The 18,179-nt window shown below is 45.9% G+C and carries 16 protein-coding genes and 1 tRNA gene; 11 read left to right on the top strand and 6 right to left on the bottom strand.

Annotated features, from left to right (window positions below):
• Window position 1 precedes the first annotated feature (1 nt).
• Window positions 2–1,675: a dihydroxy-acid dehydratase gene (gene ilvD / locus DN748_RS10140; protein WP_112371672.1), complete on the bottom strand. Its 1,674-nt coding sequence runs from the start codon at window positions 1,673–1,675 to the stop codon at window positions 2–4.
• A 147-nt stretch (window positions 1,676–1,822) separates the two neighbouring features.
• On the opposite strand from ilvD, the gene DN748_RS10135 reads away from it, so the two are divergent.
• Window positions 1,823–2,002 (top strand): hypothetical protein, encoded by a 180-nt coding sequence (locus DN748_RS10135; RefSeq protein WP_112371671.1) that lies wholly within the window; start codon window positions 1,823–1,825, stop codon window positions 2,000–2,002.
• 271 nt (window positions 2,003–2,273) lie between these two features.
• Here the strand turns inward: DN748_RS10135 and DN748_RS10130 are convergent, their stop codons facing one another.
• Together DN748_RS10130 and DN748_RS10125 are read right to left on the bottom strand one after the other, a co-directional pair.
• Window positions 2,274–2,468: a DUF6364 family protein gene (locus DN748_RS10130; protein ID WP_112371670.1), complete on the bottom strand. Its 195-nt coding sequence runs from the start codon at window positions 2,466–2,468 to the stop codon at window positions 2,274–2,276.
• Window positions 2,469–2,600: 132 nt separating this feature from the next.
• A complete protein-coding gene (locus tag DN748_RS10125; protein WP_112371669.1) occupies window positions 2,601–3,242 on the bottom strand; it encodes a protein-L-isoaspartate(D-aspartate) O-methyltransferase in 642 nt (213 codons plus the stop codon).
• Window positions 3,243–3,652: 410 nt separating this feature from the next.
• On the opposite strand from DN748_RS10125, the gene DN748_RS10120 reads away from it, so the two are divergent.
• The 9 genes from DN748_RS10120 to DN748_RS10080 all read left to right on the top strand — a co-directional run bounded on the left by DN748_RS10120 (window position 3,653) and on the right by DN748_RS10080 (window position 12,837).
• The gene (locus DN748_RS10120; protein ID WP_112371668.1) at window positions 3,653–4,612 is read left to right on the top strand and encodes a Gfo/Idh/MocA family oxidoreductase; all 960 of its coding nucleotides are present in this window, start codon (window positions 3,653–3,655) and stop codon (window positions 4,610–4,612) included.
• Window positions 4,613–4,745: 133 nt separating this feature from the next.
• Window positions 4,746–5,633, top strand: coding sequence for a 3-hydroxyacyl-CoA dehydrogenase family protein (locus tag DN748_RS10115; protein ID WP_112371667.1), 888 nt, complete (start codon window positions 4,746–4,748; stop codon window positions 5,631–5,633).
• Between the two features lie 142 nt (window positions 5,634–5,775).
• Window positions 5,776–7,020 carry a DUF1015 domain-containing protein gene (locus DN748_RS10110; protein WP_112371666.1) on the top strand — a complete coding sequence of 415 codons (1,245 nt, stop codon included), beginning with the start codon at window positions 5,776–5,778 and terminating at the stop codon, window positions 7,018–7,020.
• Window positions 7,021–7,071: 51 nt separating this feature from the next.
• Complete coding sequence (locus tag DN748_RS10105) at window positions 7,072–7,731, top strand: YggS family pyridoxal phosphate-dependent enzyme (protein ID WP_112371665.1); 660 nt, start codon at window positions 7,072–7,074, stop codon at window positions 7,729–7,731.
• Between the two features lie 62 nt (window positions 7,732–7,793).
• Window positions 7,794–9,209 (top strand): exonuclease domain-containing protein, encoded by a 1,416-nt coding sequence (locus DN748_RS10100; RefSeq protein ID WP_112371664.1) that lies wholly within the window; start codon window positions 7,794–7,796, stop codon window positions 9,207–9,209.
• A 68-nt stretch (window positions 9,210–9,277) separates the two neighbouring features.
• On the top strand, window positions 9,278–10,165 hold the full coding sequence (locus tag DN748_RS10095) for an ion transporter (protein WP_112371663.1): 888 nt from the start codon (window positions 9,278–9,280) through the stop codon (window positions 10,163–10,165).
• A gap of 20 nt (window positions 10,166–10,185) precedes the next feature.
• Complete coding sequence (gene miaA / locus DN748_RS10090; RefSeq protein WP_112371662.1) at window positions 10,186–11,112, top strand: tRNA (adenosine(37)-N6)-dimethylallyltransferase MiaA; 927 nt, start codon at window positions 10,186–10,188, stop codon at window positions 11,110–11,112.
• Between the two features lie 131 nt (window positions 11,113–11,243).
• A tRNA-Tyr gene (locus DN748_RS10085) sits at window positions 11,244–11,325 on the top strand.
• Between the two features lie 231 nt (window positions 11,326–11,556).
• On the top strand, window positions 11,557–12,837 hold the full coding sequence (locus tag DN748_RS10080) for a site-specific integrase (protein ID WP_112371661.1): 1,281 nt from the start codon (window positions 11,557–11,559) through the stop codon (window positions 12,835–12,837).
• Between the two features lie 174 nt (window positions 12,838–13,011).
• On the opposite strand, the gene DN748_RS10075 is transcribed toward DN748_RS10080, so the two are convergent.
• The 3 genes from DN748_RS10075 to DN748_RS19090 all read right to left on the bottom strand — a co-directional run bounded on the left by DN748_RS10075 (window position 13,012) and on the right by DN748_RS19090 (window position 15,693).
• On the bottom strand, window positions 13,012–13,869 hold the full coding sequence (locus tag DN748_RS10075) for a nucleotidyl transferase AbiEii/AbiGii toxin family protein (protein WP_112371660.1): 858 nt from the start codon (window positions 13,867–13,869) through the stop codon (window positions 13,012–13,014).
• A complete protein-coding gene (locus DN748_RS10070; RefSeq protein WP_112371659.1) occupies window positions 13,844–14,842 on the bottom strand; it encodes a type IV toxin-antitoxin system AbiEi family antitoxin in 999 nt (332 codons plus the stop codon). Before DN748_RS10070 ends, DN748_RS10075 begins: the two co-directional genes overlap by 26 nt.
• Window positions 14,843–15,183: 341 nt before the next feature.
• Window positions 15,184–15,693 (bottom strand): hypothetical protein, encoded by a 510-nt coding sequence (locus DN748_RS19090; protein ID WP_112371658.1) that lies wholly within the window; start codon window positions 15,691–15,693, stop codon window positions 15,184–15,186.
• Between the two features lie 470 nt (window positions 15,694–16,163).
• On the opposite strand from DN748_RS19090, the gene DN748_RS10060 reads away from it, so the two are divergent.
• Window positions 16,164–17,966 (top strand): ParB/RepB/Spo0J family partition protein, encoded by a 1,803-nt coding sequence (locus DN748_RS10060; RefSeq protein WP_112371657.1) that lies wholly within the window; start codon window positions 16,164–16,166, stop codon window positions 17,964–17,966.
• Window positions 17,967–18,179: the final 213 nt, after the last annotated feature.

Raw genomic sequence — 18,179 nt, 5'->3', positions numbered from 1 at the left:
TTTAGAATTCGTCTGTTACACAACCCTGTGATGCAGATGAAACCGTCCTGGCGTATTTATACAATATTCCTTTTTTGTGTTTCAGCGGAGGTTGTTGCCATCCGGCCCTTCGCGCTTTTAATTCTTCTTCCGTAAGTTCCACTTCTATGGTATTTTTTTCGGCATCTATGGTAATGACATCCCCGTCTTTCACCAGGGCTATGTTTCCGCCGTCCTGGGCCTCCGGAGATACGTGCCCTACCACAAAACCGTGCGACCCTCCCGAAAAGCGTCCGTCTGTAATAAGGGCCACTTCCTTCCCGAGTCCGGCCCCCATAATAGCGGCAGTAGGCTTGAGCATTTCCGGCATTCCCGGGCCTCCTTTCGGTCCTTCATAACGAATGATAACGACATCGCCTTTTTGTACCTTACCTTCCTTTATCCCCCGGTTGGCTTCGAATTCACCGTCAAACACCTTGGCTTTCCCGGTAAAATTCAGCCCTTCTTTCCCGGTGATCTTCGCCACTGCGCCTTCTTCGGCAAGATTGCCGTACAGAATGCGGATATGTCCCGTTTTCTTAATGGGATGGTCCAGGGACCGCACGATGTCCTGCCCTTCTTCCAGATCGGGAAAAGCTTCGAGATTTTCTGCCAGCGTTTTCCCGGTAACCGTAAGACAGTCGCCGTGTAACATCCCTTCCTTCAGCATAAATTTCAGTACGGCAGGAATACCTCCCACCCTGTGAAGGTCTTCCATGACGTATTTCCCGCTGGGTTTCAGGTCGGCCAGGAAAGGAGTGTTTTCACTGATCCTCCTGAAATCGTCCAGGGAGAATTCTATCTCCGCCGCCTTGGCTATCGCCATAAAATGAAGTACTGCATTGGTAGACCCTCCGAGTACGGTAACCAGGCGAAAAGCATTTTCCAATGCTTTCCTGGTAACGATGTCCCTGGGTTTAATATCTTTCTCAAGCAGGTGTCTCAATGCTTTTCCGGCAGCTATACAATCTTCCTTCTTGCCGTCGTTCTCTGCCGGGATAGAGGAATTCTGCGGTATGGCCATCCCCATCGCCTCTATGGCAGAAGCCATGGTATTGGCCGTATACATTCCCCCGCAGGCACCGGCCCCCGGGCAAGCTTTGTGGATCACATTTTTATACTCTTCTTCCGATATGCTTCCGGCCACCTTTCCGCCCCAGGCTTCAAAAGCAGAAACTACATCCAGTTTTTTCCCGTTGTGACATCCTGCAGCGATGGTTCCGCCATAGACCAGTACCGCCGGCCTGTTTATTCTTAAAAGAGCCATAAGTGCTCCCGGCATATTCTTGTCACATCCCACTACGGTTACGGCACCGTCATAACACATTCCCTTGACTACGGTTTCGACAGAATCTGCGATAATATCTCTCGAAGGGAGAGAATAACGCATTCCTTCCGTCCCCATCGATATACCGTCGCTCACCCCGATCGTATTAAAAATGAGACCGATAAGATCAACTTCCGCAGTACCCTGTTTTACATATTCAGACAATTTGTTAAGGTGCATGTTACACGGATTGCCCTCATACCCCGTACTCGCAATGCCTACCAGTGGTTTTTTGAGGTCTTCATCGCTGAGCCCCAATGCGTGGAGCATCGCCTGAGCTGCGGGCTGGGTAGGGTCCTGGGTAACTTGTCTACTATACGTATTTAACATTCTTCAATAAAAATTAGTTTTCTCTACAATACTTTACGAACAGCTAAATTATTTTATATAAAATCACCAGCATTTTAACATGAATTCCGTTCTTTAAACTCAACATCCCTCATGAATTATTACACTGTTGATTTACAACATATTAAAATGCATTCAACTATCATATCCAAAAATTACGACAGCCTTAAAAATCAAGGGCCCGTATCCACCATCCGGTTGATACAGGCCCTTCGCATACGGCATAAGACCACTGTATCAACCCGGAAACAGGCTAATGACGATGACTATAATAATGACCGTATTCCTTATCACAATATTCATTTTTAAGGGTCAGATGAAATAAAAAAAGCCTTCCCGGTTTCAGGGAAGGCTCTTCAGATCGTTTCATACATACCATTCCCTGCTACGATGATATAATCACCACAGTAATGACAGTAATAATATGTATGAAATATCTTTTCATGTGAACAAATATCATAAAGTTTTTTCAATTACCAAGCCCCGAAACAGATTTTATTTCCCCTTAAGTCATAAAATCATAATAATCGTGTATTATGTTACAGATGAAACCCGGTATACACCCGGAATGATGGCCTGGCTATTTCGGCAGATCAATAACACCGCTTAAACTTTCCACCAGAGGTGTAATTTCCGGTTTTCTTTTTGTGCGCTTTGTCAGTGAAGCCAGATAAGACTCAATAAGCTTTGACAAACTTATATTGTTCGACCTGGCATAAACCTTTGCCTTTTCAATGACAGCCTGATCGAGACTTAATGTGAGTTTCTTGTCCATACCATTGTTTTACATGTAAATATACAAATATTATACGTAATACTGAAATATAAAAACGAACTGCAGCTCATATAATTCCTTAAACCGCCCCGATTGTTAAGACAGGGGGTTATGCGGATCAATAATTGCCCTTTAACTCTTATTTTCCAGCAGGGGGACAAAACGGAATTCCCCGAACTCACTCTTTGCGAATTCCTTTGCCGACTTGCGGACAAACATGGTCATGATCTGGGTATCTTCCCCGACGGGGATCACCAGCCGCCCTCCTATTTTCAGCTGGGCCAGCAATGGCTTCGGCACCTCCGGTGCTCCGGCGGTTACAATAATACCGTCAAAAGGAGCCTCTTCCGGGAGTCCCTTATACCCATCGCCAAAAATCATTTTTTTGGGGCGATACCCCAGTTTGGGGAGAAAAAGGCTGGTCCGTTTAAACAGTTCCAGTTGCCGTTCTATGGTATATACCCTGGCTTTCATTTCCAGAAGTACGGCCGTCTGGTACCCGCTTCCGGTACCGATCTCCAGGATCTTTTTTCCCGGGGCAACCTCCAGCAGTTCCGTCTGGAAGGCTACGGTAAAAGGTTGTGATATGGTTTGTCCGGCAGCTATGGGAAAAGCCTTGTCCTGATAGGCGTGATCTTCAAAACTGCTATCCATAAAAAGATGTCTGGGCACCTGCCTGACGGCATCCAGCACCCCGGGGTCCGAAACCCCCTTGCCCGCAATGATTTCTGCAAGCCTGTTGCGCTTTCCTTTATGTTTCAGGGTATCTTTCAAGATCGTATTGCAATTGATGTGCAGGTAAAGTTACGACGAAAAAACTATTGGGCAAATCCGTAAATAGTTTATTAGTTCTTAGTTTGAGTTCGCTGATTTGGTTACAAGTTGAAGGTTTGGTTTGACCGGAGATTCCTCGACTGCGCTCGGGACAATCCTGTCATTCAGAACGCAGCGCAGCGGAGTGAACCCGCCTGTCCGGCAGGCAGGGAATCTACACCCCAGCCCAAAGAAACTTCAATAACATATCGTAAGACCGGAGATTCCTCCATTGCAATCGGAATAACAACTCCCGACTCCCGACTTCAGGCTCCGAGCTTAAACCTGCAACAACCCTTAATAATCCCTGTATAATCTTGGTGGTATTGATCCGAAAACCTTATTTTTGTTGAAATCAATAAACTGTTCCTATGCTTAAAGCCGGAGTTCTGGGTGCCGGGCACCTCGGAAAGATTCACCTTAGATTATTAAAGCAGTCTTCAAAATACGAACTTGCCGGATTTTATGATCCGGATCAGAAAAATGCGAGAAAAGTGGCCAGGGAATTCGGGTACCATATGTTTTCCTCGGTAGAAGAGCTTATTGAGGCCGTTGATGTGGTTGATATTGTCACACCTACCCTGTCGCATTACGACTGTGCAAAAAAGGCCCTCGAAAAAGGGAAGCATATTTTTATAGAAAAGCCCATTGCCAATACCGTGGAGGAGGCCGAAAAGATCATAGCCCTGGCCGGGAAACACGGGGGCCAGGGACAGGTGGGGCATGTAGAGCGTTTTAACCCTGCCTTTCTTGCAGTAAAAGATAAGATACGGAACCCGATGTTTATAGAAACCCACCGGCTTGCCGAGTTCAACCCGAGGGGGACCGACGTTCCGGTGGTACTGGACCTTATGATACACGATATCGATATTGTACTGAGCCTGGTAGATGCTCCCGTGAAAAGCATCAATGCCAGCGGGGTTTCGGTGATCAGTAATTCGCCGGATATTGCCAATGCGCGTATTGCCTTTGAAAATGGTTGTGTGGCCAACCTTACGGCCAGCAGGATCTCGTTAAAAAACATGCGCAAATCACGCTTCTTCCAGAAGGATGCCTATATCTCGGTAGATTTCCTGGAAAAGAAAGTGGAAGTCGTCAAAATGAAAGATGCCCCCCGCAAAGAGGATGAGTTTGCCCTGATCCTCCAGAATGCCGAAGGGATCAAGAAACAGATCTATTTCGAAAATCCGAAAATTCCGGTCAACAATGCCATTCTCGACGAGCTGGAAACCTTTGCCGACGCCATTGCAAACAACACCTCGCCCGTAGTTACCCTTACCCAGGGCAAGGAAGCTCTTAAAGTGGCCATGGAGATCATCGCCAACTTCTGAACATACCGGGGCCCCGTTGTTCCCGGCGATGCAGAACAGCCTGTTCTGTTGCCGGCCGGCAGCCTCGTGACAGGCCCGGAACGTACCCCGGACAGCCAGAGAACATTTACACTAAACACATAAATAGCACACTATGAAGAATATTGCAGTTATCGGTGCCGGAACAATGGGAAACGGTATCGCTCATACTTTTGCACAATCCGGCTTTAAGGTAAGTCTCGTCGATATTGGTGAACAGGCGCTGGAAAAGGGAATGGCTACCATAGCGAAAAACCTCGACCGGATGATCGCCAGGGAAACCATCAGTGAAGAAGATAAAACGGCAACACTAAACCGGATAACTCTCTCAACAGATATGAAAGAAGCCGTTGCCGGAGTCTCCCTGGTGGTGGAAGCCGCTACCGAAAATACTGCCCTTAAACTGGATATCTTCCGAAAACTGGAGGAATACTGCCATGAAGATACCGTTCTGGCGACCAATACATCGTCGATATCCGTTACCCGTATCGCTTCGGTAACCCAAAGACCGGACAAGGTAATAGGCATGCACTTTATGAATCCCGTTCCCCTGATGAAACTGGTGGAGATCATACGGGGATACGACACCTCCGACGAAACCGCAAAGACCGTTACCGCCCTCTCCGGACAACTCCGGAAAATACCGGTAGAGGTCAATGACTACCCCGGTTTTGTAGCCAACCGTATCCTGATGCCCATGATCAACGAATCTGTGGAAACCCTCTATCACGGTGTGGCGGGAGTTGCGGAAATAGATACCGTGATGAAACTGGGGATGGCCCACCCCATGGGTCCCTTACAACTGGCCGACTTTATCGGGCTGGATGTGTGCCTGTCGATCCTGAACGTCATGTATGACGGATTTAAGAACCCGAAATACGCGCCCTGCCCGTTGCTGGTGAATATGGTCACCGCCGGAAAATTGGGGGTAAAATCGGGCGAAGGGTTCTACGATTACAGCGAGAGCAAAAAGGCAGAAAAAATATCCCCCATGTTTTCGTAGAGACGCAATATTTTGCGTCTCCACATATCACACATATAAAAATTACGGATATTCGAACAATGTACCTCCCGCGCATTGCCGCAACAACAACAATAAACAACACAGGGGCCACATTTGCCCCTCGTAAAAAAGAGAACAGCGCATGGCATTAATTCAACCTTTCAGGGCCGTACGGCCTTCCAGGGACAAGGTGGGACTGGTAGCGTCGAGGTCGTATGAGAGTTATTCCAAAAAAGAACGGGAAGCCAGGCTCAGGTATAACCCCTACTCTTTCCTGCATATCGTTAATCCCGGATATAAGTTTCACCGGGAGGTTTCGGGTGAGGACCGGTTCAGGCTGGTGCGGAACAGGTACCTGGAATTCAGGGAAGAGGAAATTTTTATCCGGGATGAAACACCTTCACTGTACATCTATAAACAAAAAACCAGGAAACATGTTTTCTGTGGTTTTCTGGGAGGTGCAAGTGTGGATGATTACAAAAATGACGTGATCAAAAAACACGAAGAAACCATCAGGACGCGGGAAGAACTGTTTATGGAGTACCTGGATACGGTGGGGTTCAACTCTGAGCCTGTATTGCTTACCTATCCTGACAGCGCACCCCTCGAAAAAGTCATTGCCGAAGTGACCGCGGCCGTTCCCGAATACGAATTCACCACCACAGACAGGATAACCCATTACCTGTGGAAGCTGTCGAACCCTGAAAAAATAGCAGCGGTCCGGAACGAATTTTCCGCGATGAAAAGTATCTACATCGCCGACGGGCATCACAGGACGGCCTCATCGGTCCTCCTCGCAGAACGCAGGCAACAAATTAATCCTCACCATACCGGGAAAGAGCCCTATAATTTCTTTATGGGATATTTTATACCGGAATCTTCCCTCAGGATATATGAATTCAACCGTATGGTCAAGGGGCTCAACGGGCTTTCAAAAGAGGATTTCCTGATCAGGCTCGATGAGTATTACCGTATAGAGGACCGGGATACGGAATGGTATAAACCCTCAAAAAAACACCATTTTACCATGTATCTCGACGGAGAGTTCTACTCCCTCTACCTGAGAAAGACCGCGTATCGTTTCGGGGATGTGCTGAGTACTCTGGATCCGCAGTTACTGTACGATACCATCCTGAAACCGGTATTGGGGATAGCGGACCTCCGGAACGACAACCGGATAGGCTATGGCAGCGGGAAAAACAATATCGTTGACATGAAGACACAGATAGACAAGGGAAAATACACCGTAGGTTTCGGGATGCTCCCCCTTACCATGGATGAGATCAGGGCCACGGCCGATGCAGGATTGAAAATGCCTCCTAAAAGCACATTTATCGAACCGAAACTAAGAAGCGGTCTGACCATTTACTCACTAAGTGAGATTTGAGATGCTCCGGGGGTATTGACAAATTTTAAATTTTATCTGAATCAAGGAATGATGAGTATATCTGAAAATCTGAAAGCGATTAAAGAGGAGCTTCCCGGGCATGTAAGCCTGGTTGCCGTATCCAAAACCAAACCGGTCGCAGACCTGATGGAAGCTTATAGGGCGGGACAGCGTATTTTCGGGGAAAACAAGATACAGGAAATGACAGGAAAGTGGCAGCAGATGCCCGAAGATACCGAATGGCACATGATAGGGCATGTCCAGCGGAACAAGGTAAAATACATGGCCGAATACGTCTCCCTGGTTCACGGGGTAGACAGCCTGAAACTCCTCAGGGAGATCAACAAGCAGGCCGCAAAATACCACCGGAGCATTTCCTGTCTCCTGCAGGTGCACATCGCCGAGGAAGAGACCAAGTTCGGAATGGACGAAAACGAGGTACTGGAGCTGCTCCGGTCGGAAGAACTCCATACTTTGACCCATGTAAAGGTGGTCGGGCTTATGGGTATGGCTACTTTTACGGATAATGAAGCACAGGTGAGAAAAGAGTTTTCCGGCCTGAAAAAACTGTTCGACAAATCGTCTTCCTTATCTCCTGAAATACAGGTCCTTTCCATGGGGATGAGCGGTGATTACAGGATCGCAATAGATTGCGGCAGTACCATGGTTCGGATAGGAAGTAGTATATTTGGGGCGAGGAACTATCATTAAATTTTTTCAGAACACCTCCGCCCACGAGGGGAAAACGGACGGGTTCTGCGGATCAGGGATATATGTACGCAATATTAGACATCGAAACGACAGGAGGTCAATACAATGAAGAGGGGATTACCGAAATAGCCATACACAGGTTTGACGGACACAAGGTTACGGACCGTTTTATCAGTCTGATAAACCCCGAAAAGGAAATACAGCCCTTTGTGGTAAACCTGACCGGGATAAACAATGCCATGCTGCGGTCTGCCCCGAAATTTTACGAGGTGGCAAAACGCATTGTCGAGATCACCGAAAACTGTACCATAGTAGCTCATAACGCCCAGTTCGACTATCGCATACTCCGTACCGAATTTCAGCGACTGGGGTTCGACTACAAGCGGAAAACACTCTGTACGGTAGAACTTTCTCAGAAACTGATACCCGAAGCCGGATCGTATAGCCTGGGAAAACTGGTCCGCTCTCTCGGGATCCCGGTAAGCGACAGGCACAGGGCCAATGGCGATGCCCAGGCTACCGTAAAGCTTTTTAAGCTGTTGCTGGCCAAAGACCAGTCCAAGACCATCGTAAGGGAAAGTATCAAATCTGAAGATACGGGGACACTGTCTCCCAAACTGCTGCATATCGTGGAAGAACTTCCCGAAACCACAGGAGTATATTACGTACACCGCAAGGACGGCAACATTGTCTTTATTGAAAAAAGCAAGAATATAAGGAACAAGGTCAACAAACAGTTTACACGCACCGGAAAGAGGTCGAAGCTCATCCAGCAGGAAGTCAGTGCCGTGACCTATGAAGAAACCGGAAGTGTGCTTATCGCGTCCCTCAAGGAGCACGATGAGATCAGGAAAAACAGGCCGAAATACAATCCGCAATACCGGTTTCCCCTGTTTTCCTTCGGACTGTATTGCGGGACGGACGAAAAAGGATACCTGAACCTCTATATCGACAGTACCGGGAAACGCCAGAAAAAGCATCAATCCGCGGTAATGACCTTCACTTCCGTACATGAAGCCCGGACCCTGCTCTACAAAATGACCGAAGAATACGGATTATGCCCGAAACTCACAGGCATATCCGAAGCCCGGAAACACTGCCATAACTACACGGTACAGCAGTGTCGCGGAGCATGCGTGGGCCGGGAACCGGCAGAAAGCTATAATCAAAGGGTGCGGAATGCACTGGAGAAATACAGTTATCCTCACGACAATATGCTTATCATCGACAAGGGGCGGAGTACCGGAGAACGCAGCGTTGTTATGATAGAAGAGTCTGTTTTTAAAGGAATTGCATTCTTTGACCTAAACTACCAGGTAAACAATATCGAGATTCTGAAAAAGGTGCTCACCCCTATGGAAAACACGGCAGACGCACGGCATATCATACAGTCTTTTCTCAGAAAGAACAACGGGTATAAGATCGTAGAATTCGATACTCCGGGGAAACCGGGCAATCATGGGGGCACAAATTCTTAATTGCCGAATTTAACTCTTATATTTATACCGGAAATACTTACACATCACAAACTTACTTTCGGAAAACCGTGAGAGAGAAAATAAAATCCAGATACGAGATATGGAAACAGAAGACCCATATCATTATATATGGGGTGAATACTCCTGCAGGGAGGCTGTTTGATATCTGCATTCTCATTCTTATCATACTCAGCATTTTCGTGGTCATGTTCGAAAGTATCGAGGAGATAGACAGCAAGTATCACAACCTTCTCATGATCCTGGAATGGGTTATCACCATCATCTTTACCATTGAGTATATTCTCAGGATCATAACCGTCAAAAAATCATGGAATTACATCTTCAGTTTTTACGGGATTATCGATCTCATTTCCATACTGCCCATGTACCTGTCCTTTTTCTTTATAAACACTCACGTGCTGGCTACCATAAGATCGCTGAGACTGCTAAGGGTATTCCGTATCCTTCAGCTGATGCGTTTTATCGGGGAAGCTTCACAGCTCAGGGAAGCACTTACCGCGAGCAGGACAAAGATCGTGGTGTTCCTGTATACGGTGCTCATTATCTCTGTGGTTATCGGCTCGTTAATGTTTATTATCGAACAGGACCACAACAGCGGTTTCACCAGTATTCCCAGGAGTATATACTGGACCATCGTTACCCTGACCACCGTGGGATACGGGGATATCGCCCCGCAGTCGGAGCTGGGACAGCTTATCGCCGTGCTCATCATGATCCTCGGTTACGGTATCATAGCCGTTCCTACCGGTATCGTAACAGTGGAATACGCCAAGTCAAAACGCGAAAGGGAAGAGCATGAAAAGGCCCTTAAGGCAGGAGGCAGAATATGTACCCAATGCCAGACCCCAAACTATATACCGCAGGCGAGGTATTGCTATCACTGCGGAAAAGAACTCCCTGCCCTTCCCGGACAGGATAACGGAGGGGAAGATTAATTTTTATCTCTTATTCGAACTTGGAACCGGAAAACAGTAAATACCTGATCAGCGTTGTAGGGCCTACGGCCATAGGCAAGACCGCACTGGCCATTCAACTGGCCAGGCATTTCAAGACCGTAGTCCTGTCTGCAGACTCCAGGCAGTTTTACAGGGAAATGTCCATAGGTACCGCAGTTCCTTCACCGGAAGAGCTCGCTGCAGTCCCCCATTATTTTATCCAGCACAAAAGCATATTCGAAACCTACACCGTAGGCGATTTTGAACAGGATGCCATAGCGCTCCTGAAAGACCTCTTCCAGGAACACGATACGGTTATTATGGCCGGGGGCAGCGGTCTTTATGTCAATGCCGTACTGTACGGGCTCGACGATTTCCCGGAAGTATCCCCAGCCCTGAGAGATGCGCTGAACACTACGCTCCGCAAAGAAGGAATTACCGCATTACAGCAGGAATTGAAGGCACTGGACCCCCTGTATTACCAACAGGTAGACCTCCATAACCCGCAACGCGTGATCCGCGCCCTGGAAATAAGCAAGGGCACCGGAAAACCGTATTCTTCCTTTCTCAAGGGGAAAAAACAATCCCGCCCTTTCAACACCCTTTCCATAACACCGGATGCAGAACGGCAGGTAATCTACGACCGGATCAACCGCCGGGTAGACCTCATGATGCAGAACGGTTTGCTGGAAGAAGCTAAAGCCCTGCTCCCCCACCAGCACCTGAATGCACTTCAGACCGTAGGGTACAAGGAATTGTTCCGTTACCTGGAAGGAGATTGCGAACTGGAATTTGCCGTAGAAGAAATCAAAAAGAACACCCGGAGGTTCGCCAAACGGCAGCTCACCTGGTTCAGAAAACAGCCCGGTACCCTCCGGGTAGATTTCCAATCGGAGCCTTCCGAGATTATTACCCGGATCTCTGACGAGGGCCCAATCCGTCAATAAGCCCAAAACCAACACCTTCAGATAGTTGTAATTTCATCCCCGAACTTCCTGAAATTTTTACTTGTACAAAAGCAAAACAATCCTATATTTGCACCGCTCGTTTACCGGGTATACTACATGACAAAAGCTTAGGGGAGATACTCAAGCGGCCAACGAGGACAGACTGTAAATCTGTTGGTTTTACCTTCGCAGGTTCGAATCCTGCTCTCCCCACTTATAGGGTATTAAAATTAAACTTTTAATACGTAAATAAATGAAAACCAGTGAAATGTATTTTCACTGGTTTTTTTTGTATCCATTTAAAAGCGTATTCATTGATGTCCTATTTGATGTCCTATTTAGTTTAGGAGATAAATTCCTAAATTTACAGTTCAAGGCCCGTATTTGACTTTCGAGGCGATTTGGCTTTCGTTTTAACTGATTTTCCAATCTAAAACGAAAGTGATGACAATTACACACACATTCAATGTTCACTTCTGGTTGAAAAAAACCGCCATCAGAAAAGATCGAACGATCCCGATCTATGCACGTATCTGGATAAACAGCCTTTATGCCGACATCAGTACCAAGGAAGCCGTCCTTGAACAACATTGGTGTACCAAAGCAACCAGGGTAAAGAAACGGAAAGAAAAAGCAAAATTCCTCAACGACAATCTTGATTTGATCGTTTCCCAAATTAAAAAGGCTTATAAGGAATTAAAGAATGAAGAAAGACCAATAACAGCACAGGCCATTAAGGCCCGCTACCTGGGGAAGGACAGAGCTGTTACGACTGTTAAGGAACTTCTAAAGTATCATAAGGAGCATGAACTGAAGAAACTGGCGCCTGGTACGAGGGGGAATTATGGTGCCACGGAAAAGTATGTCGAGCGATTTATAAAAAAGCAATATAAGTCAAAAGATATTCCACTGGTCCAGGTAGGTTATACATTCATAGTAAACTTTGAAGATTATCTCCGCACTTGTCCCCCATTACGGGAAGGCCAACCACTCAACAACAATGGGATTATGAAACACCTCGAACGCTTGCAAAAGATGACCACCTTAGCCTTGAAACACGGGTGGATCAAGACAAACCCGTTTGCCTTGTACCAGCTGAAGTATGAAGAGTTTGATTGCCCATTTCTGGAACAGTTTGAACTTGATTCAATGGTCATGCTTACTATTTCAAATAAAAGCATGTGCTTGGTACGGGATATATTTGTTTTCTCCTGCTATACAGGGCTTTGTTATATTGAGGTGAAGAATTTGAAAAAAAAGGACATCGTCAATGGAATAGATGGAGAAGAATGGATTATGGTTAGACGCCAGAAATCTAAGACTCCTGTTAAGCTGCCGTTGTTGGATGAAGCTAAAGAAATTCTTGAAAAATATGCCGATTATCCATCTGCTGAAAATAACTATTCACTATTACAGGTATTCAGTGACCAAAAGATTAATAAATATCTTAAGGAAATTGCCAAACTATGTAATTTTGATAAGAATCTCACCTTCCATGTGGCGCGTCATACTTTTGCAACCACGATAGCTCTTTTAAATGATGTCCCCATTGAAACGGTTTCAAAAATGTTGGGCCATACCAAATTATCAACTACACAGAAGTATGCCAGGGTCGTTGAAAAGAAAATCAGCAAGGATATGATGCAATTAAAATCCAAACTGAAGAGTTCAAAGAAAAACTTGGAATACACGGAAACGAAATATGATCATTTGAGAATAGTTTAGCCTGAAGCGTTTCCTGAAGATTTTGCGTTCAGTAATAAGAATATATCCAAAATGACCGTTGCCGTTTAGTTGGTTTATTTCAATTAACTCATTTTTGTTCACTTTAAAGAACCCGGTCCCACTGGTGAATTCCATGTTTGAAAATAAGTTCTTAAACATATTGTTCCATTTCGATTATGCATCAAATTCCAAAATGCCCGTTTGCATGGCCCTGACTATTTTTCTGGCGAAGGCGAGGTCTTTATCCAATGCCTTGGCCAAGGCCAGAGTCAGCGGCCCGGTTTCTGCATCCAGTTCTTTCTCTAACAATCCTTTGATCTTATCACCCAGGTCCCGATCCAGTTTCAGGATGCGCTGCATTTTCCGGCCCATAATCCGTGCCGAAACACTATGCATTTCAAAATCTTCCAACCCGAACAGATCGGCATGTTCGGCATTCTCCCGGTAGAGTTCCGGTTCATATAGTGCCCAGGCGATCCGTAAGATTTCCGCCGTGTCGCCCAGGTCCTTCATCCGGATCTCCGGTTTTTCGGACCAGGCAATCAACTTCAGGATTACCAAGCCATGTGCAGGGCTAAAGGGTATGCTGAACCCTTCCGGATGTTCAAACATTTCAATGTCTTCCGCCACCTGTTGCATCCCCACTGCTGAAAGCTCTATCTTTTCATTCAGGAAGGAAACCATCCTGTTTTCCTCAATACCCCCGAACGGCAACAGATCGAGTACCGTCTTTGATCCTTCATGGAACATCCGGTAAGGCATATTTCGTCCTACATCATCAAATCCATACTTTTTGAGTTCCAGTTTTATGGCATTGTATCGATCATGGTCCGGGACCATTATAGCAAAATCAATGTCAGCTGTGGCCCTTATCGGTCTTTCCCCCGCCCGGTACAGGGCAATATCCCTTGCATTGGCCCCTATCAGGTAATAGTTGACTCCATGTTCAGCAAAAACCTTTTCCAGAATTCTGTAAACCTCCCCGTGCTGGGCAAAGGAATATGCTTTAAAACTGTGGTTCGAGGTACTCATTCAAGATGTTTTGTGCCATTTCCAGATTTCTTGGTTCCCCTGAATATACCAACTCGGCATATATCAGTACCGGATGTACCACATTTTTATACCCTACATAGTTAGAAGCCGTTTCCATTTTGTTGGTTTCCATCCAGAACGGTGCATATAAGGTAACATTCCCATTGGGGTCCGGTACGAGTTTTAAGGTCTGGAGGATATCCCTCTTTTCCCTGAACGTGGTGAACATACTGAATTTCTGTGGAAAGAAATCATCGGTCAGCAATGCTGCGGCCGGCTCCCCACTCCAGAATACCTGGGGCCTTAAGAATTGGTTCTTCCAGTCGCTCTGTAAATCTCCGGAAAAGGAATAGGTGCCCAACAGGAAATTGGGCAATATCTTTTCATTGACCAGAGGTACCCAGCGGTCCAATAGTTCCTTATATCCCAAGAGCTGGTATCTTTTGTTTTCGCCCTCGTGGAAAATATAGCCATGTTCGGACAGCCCCTGCATGACCTTGCTCACGCTCCCCAGGGAAATCATGCTGATATGTGCCAGATAACGTTGGGTCTCGTTGACCAGATCGGGGTTTTGTAGAAAATGATAGATCAGTTGTCCCCCGGCCTGCGTAAACACTTTTGAGGAAGGCTTTACATAGGGCGTCGCATTATGGCGTTCCAGATACACCCTCAACCCGGGAAGGTTGAAATAGGCATTGCCAAAACTGTCCATATAATTGATCCTTTCGGCCCTCAACATATCCTTGGCCGTTGGGGTAATGTACCTGGCGGCCACCAATAACGGAAATTCCTGTTCCTCCTTTAGGATGAACGGTACATTGTGCTGCCTGATCTCATTTCTGAAATAAACAGAAACCTGTTCACCGTTGAGTTCATACACCGGCAGTCCGGGAGGGTCCGGTGCGCTCAGGAAATTGGCCTCGATATCCATATCCAAGCCTTCGATGAAGTTTTTAAAATACAGAAAATCCATTGCTTAGTTCATTTTGAAGCTTTGTTCATGAAACATGAACATTCAAATATAATGAACATTATTGATAATTTCACCATCCCTTCAAGATTATTTTATTCACATCATTATTTTTTGTTTTTCTGTACAAACAACAAAGAAACGTTCTCCTGATAACAAATCCGGACCTGTCATTTTCCTAAGCTTTGGCAATAATTTTAGTTTACTGCCAAAGCTTAGGTTGAATTGGAATATGCGAACGCAATGCAGACGAAAGTGAAAACTTAATTAATGGCAAAGTTGAAAGTGAAGCACTATGAAGCCTGTACTACGTTTATAGTCCTCTGGTTACTTTTTACAATAGTTCAAGTCAATCTGAAAGAACCGCAATTAAGTTGAATGTCCCCTATAGCATCCAAAACCTCTCTCAAGTTTAATGATTTGCCCCGAAATGTTAAGACCTTCGCAAGGGGATCGTATGAGCCATTTTTATTGCGATCGACCATTTTCCAGGTTGATGGGAAAGGATCGATATCCAAATCTCTATAGACAGCGGAGGATTGATTTGAAAACCAATCGCTTATTCGTTCGTCATAATGCTCGAAATGATTTCGGAACGTACGGTATGAAAGTAAATTATCGTTATCGACATTGAGTAGCCTCCGCAAATGTTTGCCACGGGCACAATGCTTTTTCTGGGGCCAGAGTATCTTGGAGAGGTTCCCGGCTGCCGCAAGAATGGATTGGATCGAAGACCAAATTTCAATCTCGTCGAAATTCTCATAGGTAACGGACAGACGATCGGAAGCCTTTTTTGCAATCTTGGATTGCAAGACAATCTCACCTAAATATACCATTTCGAGAACCCCGTCCATAAGCTATTTCACATACAGCAGTTACACAACTTTTCTTTCTTCAATCAAAATACACTACAGGTATCCAATATACTCAATTTCCCCAAAAAGATCCAAATTTTCATCCTCTTAAAAATTGGTTGCAGTGATCCTTTTTAACCTACTCAACGAGTTGGCTTTTTACTGGATTCGCCCAACTTTCTATTTGTTCATGTTTCATGAACATCTTAAAATAATGAACAATCATGATTCCAGATTCCCTAACAAACACAGGGCTACCTTTAGAACAGCGCTTAGCTTAGAAAAAAACAGTACTATAAATATATGCTCATACAATATTCCCGAAAGTTAAGCTCGCAAACTTTTCTCGGACAAGGGACGGCATAAAGCCGTTCCTCCCTCACTTTTTATTCCGTTTCCTTGCCACTCCAAAAATTTGTCTTCCGCTTGGTGTCCTGCTCAAATATTGTTTAACCATAAATTCATGTATCATGGAAACGAAGACAAAACAAAGACAAACCGGCAAAACTGCGGGTAAAAGAAAAACAACTCCGAACACTTCCAAAAATGAAGTTGCCAGAAAATCCTCCCTCCTTCAGGTGCAATACCTGGACATGGATTCCGTAAAACCCGATCCTAACCAGCCCCGAAAGACCTTCAACGATGAAGGCTTAAAATTATTGGCTCAGAGCATTGCCCAGCACGGGGTACTGCAACCCATCACTGTCCGGAGATCAGGTAAGAATTTCATCATCGTTATGGGCGAACGCCGCTACCGGGCCAGTAAACTGGCAGGGCAAAAGACCATTCCAGTCATGGTCAGAGAATACTCCGGTAACGACATCATGGAGGTGCAGATCATCGAAAACCTGCAACGCAAGGATGTGGAACCCACCGAAGAGGCCGAGGCCATCGCTTTCCTGGTCGATATATACGATCCGGCAGAGATTGCCAAACGCCTGGGGCGCTCAGAAAATTTCGTTCGGCAACGGCTTAAACTGGCAGGGCTGATCGAAGGGTTCAAAGAGTTCATCAGAAGTGGAGAAATGTCCCTTTCTCTCGGGGTAGCCGTAGCACTGTTCGAAGCCGGGGAACAACAGATGATGCTGGAAAGCCTGAATGGGAAGTTCCAGGCCAACCAGGTCAAACGAATGGTAGACCAACAAACCTTTGACCTGGCCAAGGCTCCCTTTGATCTATCCGATAAAAAACTAATGCCCAAAACAGGAGCCTGTACCATCTGCCCCTTTAATGCCGCCAACCAGGGTAACCTCTTTGGCGAAGGTAAAATGGTCTGTACCCGAACAGCCTGTTTTGAAAGCAAAAAGTCCAGGACCCTATTGAACCTGATCGAAAGGGCCAAAAAGGAAGGGTTCCGGTTAGTACCCGAGATCAGCAAGTACTGGAAAGATGAGGAACGTAACCAAATGGTTATCGCTCAAATGGAAAAACAGGGTTTTACCATCTCCATGATCGATGAGCTGGAGATTATTAAAAAACCGGTAGAACCGACCCTGAAGGCCATCAAGTATCAAAATCGGTTTTACGAGTATACAGATCAGCAGCTACAAGAGAACCTGGATGAAGCCTTAGAAGAATACAAGCAAGCGAAGAAGCATTATGATTCTGCCACTACAAACGGATTTGAAAAAGGTATGCTGTTGGATACCGACACCTATAAGACCGAAGAGATCTTCGTTAAGATGAGGGAAAACGCCAACGGGAAAGAAGCTACCCATACCCTGCCCCTGGAAAAGCGAAAAATGTCTGAATGTACCCCGGAAGAACAGATTACCAAGATCAAAGCACGGGAAACCCGGAAAAAGGAAATCGAAAACAACAAGCTGTTCGAGGAAGTGGTACAAATGATCCGGGAAACGGAGTACATCAACATGGATAAACCCTTGTCCACCGACGAAATGGCCGCTTTTGCCATCTCCCTTTACCAGAATAATATCGGGTATACCGCCCAAGGCCAGCACTTCCAGGGTTTCTTTGGAGATACCATCAAAGGCTCCAGGGAAGAGATCGTGAACCATTTCAGGAAGCACTTTAAAGAAGCTACCCTGAACAGGCTTATCCGGTTTCTGCTCACCAGTCAGGTACACTTCGGGGAGCGGAACCATACCAATGACAGTACCAATGTTGCCTTTTATATGGCCATGAAGGAGTACTATAAGGCTGATGTGGAAGCCATTGAAACCCGCTATGTCCAGGATAGAGACAAACGAGAGAAGAGGCTGAAGGAACGGATCAAGGCACTCCAAAAACAGGTCAAGGCCTCGAAGGGGTAACCCTCAGGATGGGAAATGATTAAAGGGTTCGGGAAACCGGACTCTTTTTTTACTCCCATTTATTTTCGGAGAAATTTCCGGAGGCATATAATGGATATCAGAAACCCGCTTTCTGACAATAAAGGTTTGTGTTACCGGGAAGCTTATATCCGGACTGCCTTATCGAATAACTCATCGTCCCCTCTTCCCATGTAAAAAGTAAAAATTGTTAAA

The sequence above is a fragment of the Sinomicrobium soli genome (assembly GCF_003285545.1).
GTDB lineage: Bacteria > Bacteroidota > Bacteroidia > Flavobacteriales > Flavobacteriaceae > Sinomicrobium.
The sequence above is the reverse complement of the archived record's forward strand: the minus strand, read 5'-3'. Positions and strand labels throughout refer to the sequence as shown.

Excerpts from the sequence above, each read along its gene's own strand:
- ilvD (WP_112371672.1), bottom strand. The coding sequence starts at position 1,675 with ATGTTAAATACGTATAGTAGACAAGTTACCCAGGACCCTACCCAGCCC.
- DN748_RS10135 (WP_112371671.1), top strand. The coding sequence starts at position 1,823 with ATGCATTCAACTATCATATCCAAAAATTACGACAGCCTTAAAAATCAA.
- DN748_RS10130 (WP_112371670.1), bottom strand. The coding sequence starts at position 2,468 with ATGGACAAGAAACTCACATTAAGTCTCGATCAGGCTGTCATTGAAAAG.
- DN748_RS10120 (WP_112371668.1), top strand. The coding sequence starts at position 3,653 with ATGCTTAAAGCCGGAGTTCTGGGTGCCGGGCACCTCGGAAAGATTCAC.
- DN748_RS10115 (WP_112371667.1), top strand. The coding sequence starts at position 4,746 with ATGAAGAATATTGCAGTTATCGGTGCCGGAACAATGGGAAACGGTATC.
- DN748_RS10110 (WP_112371666.1), top strand. The coding sequence starts at position 5,776 with ATGGCATTAATTCAACCTTTCAGGGCCGTACGGCCTTCCAGGGACAAG.
- DN748_RS10105 (WP_112371665.1), top strand. The coding sequence starts at position 7,072 with ATGAGTATATCTGAAAATCTGAAAGCGATTAAAGAGGAGCTTCCCGGG.
- DN748_RS10100 (WP_112371664.1), top strand. The coding sequence starts at position 7,794 with ATGTACGCAATATTAGACATCGAAACGACAGGAGGTCAATACAATGAA.
- DN748_RS10080 (WP_112371661.1), top strand. The coding sequence starts at position 11,557 with ATGACAATTACACACACATTCAATGTTCACTTCTGGTTGAAAAAAACC.
- DN748_RS10075 (WP_112371660.1), bottom strand. The coding sequence starts at position 13,869 with ATGAGTACCTCGAACCACAGTTTTAAAGCATATTCCTTTGCCCAGCAC.
- DN748_RS10070 (WP_112371659.1), bottom strand. The coding sequence starts at position 14,842 with ATGGATTTTCTGTATTTTAAAAACTTCATCGAAGGCTTGGATATGGAT.
- DN748_RS19090 (WP_112371658.1), bottom strand. The coding sequence starts at position 15,693 with ATGGACGGGGTTCTCGAAATGGTATATTTAGGTGAGATTGTCTTGCAA.
- DN748_RS10060 (WP_112371657.1), top strand. The coding sequence starts at position 16,164 with ATGGAAACGAAGACAAAACAAAGACAAACCGGCAAAACTGCGGGTAAA.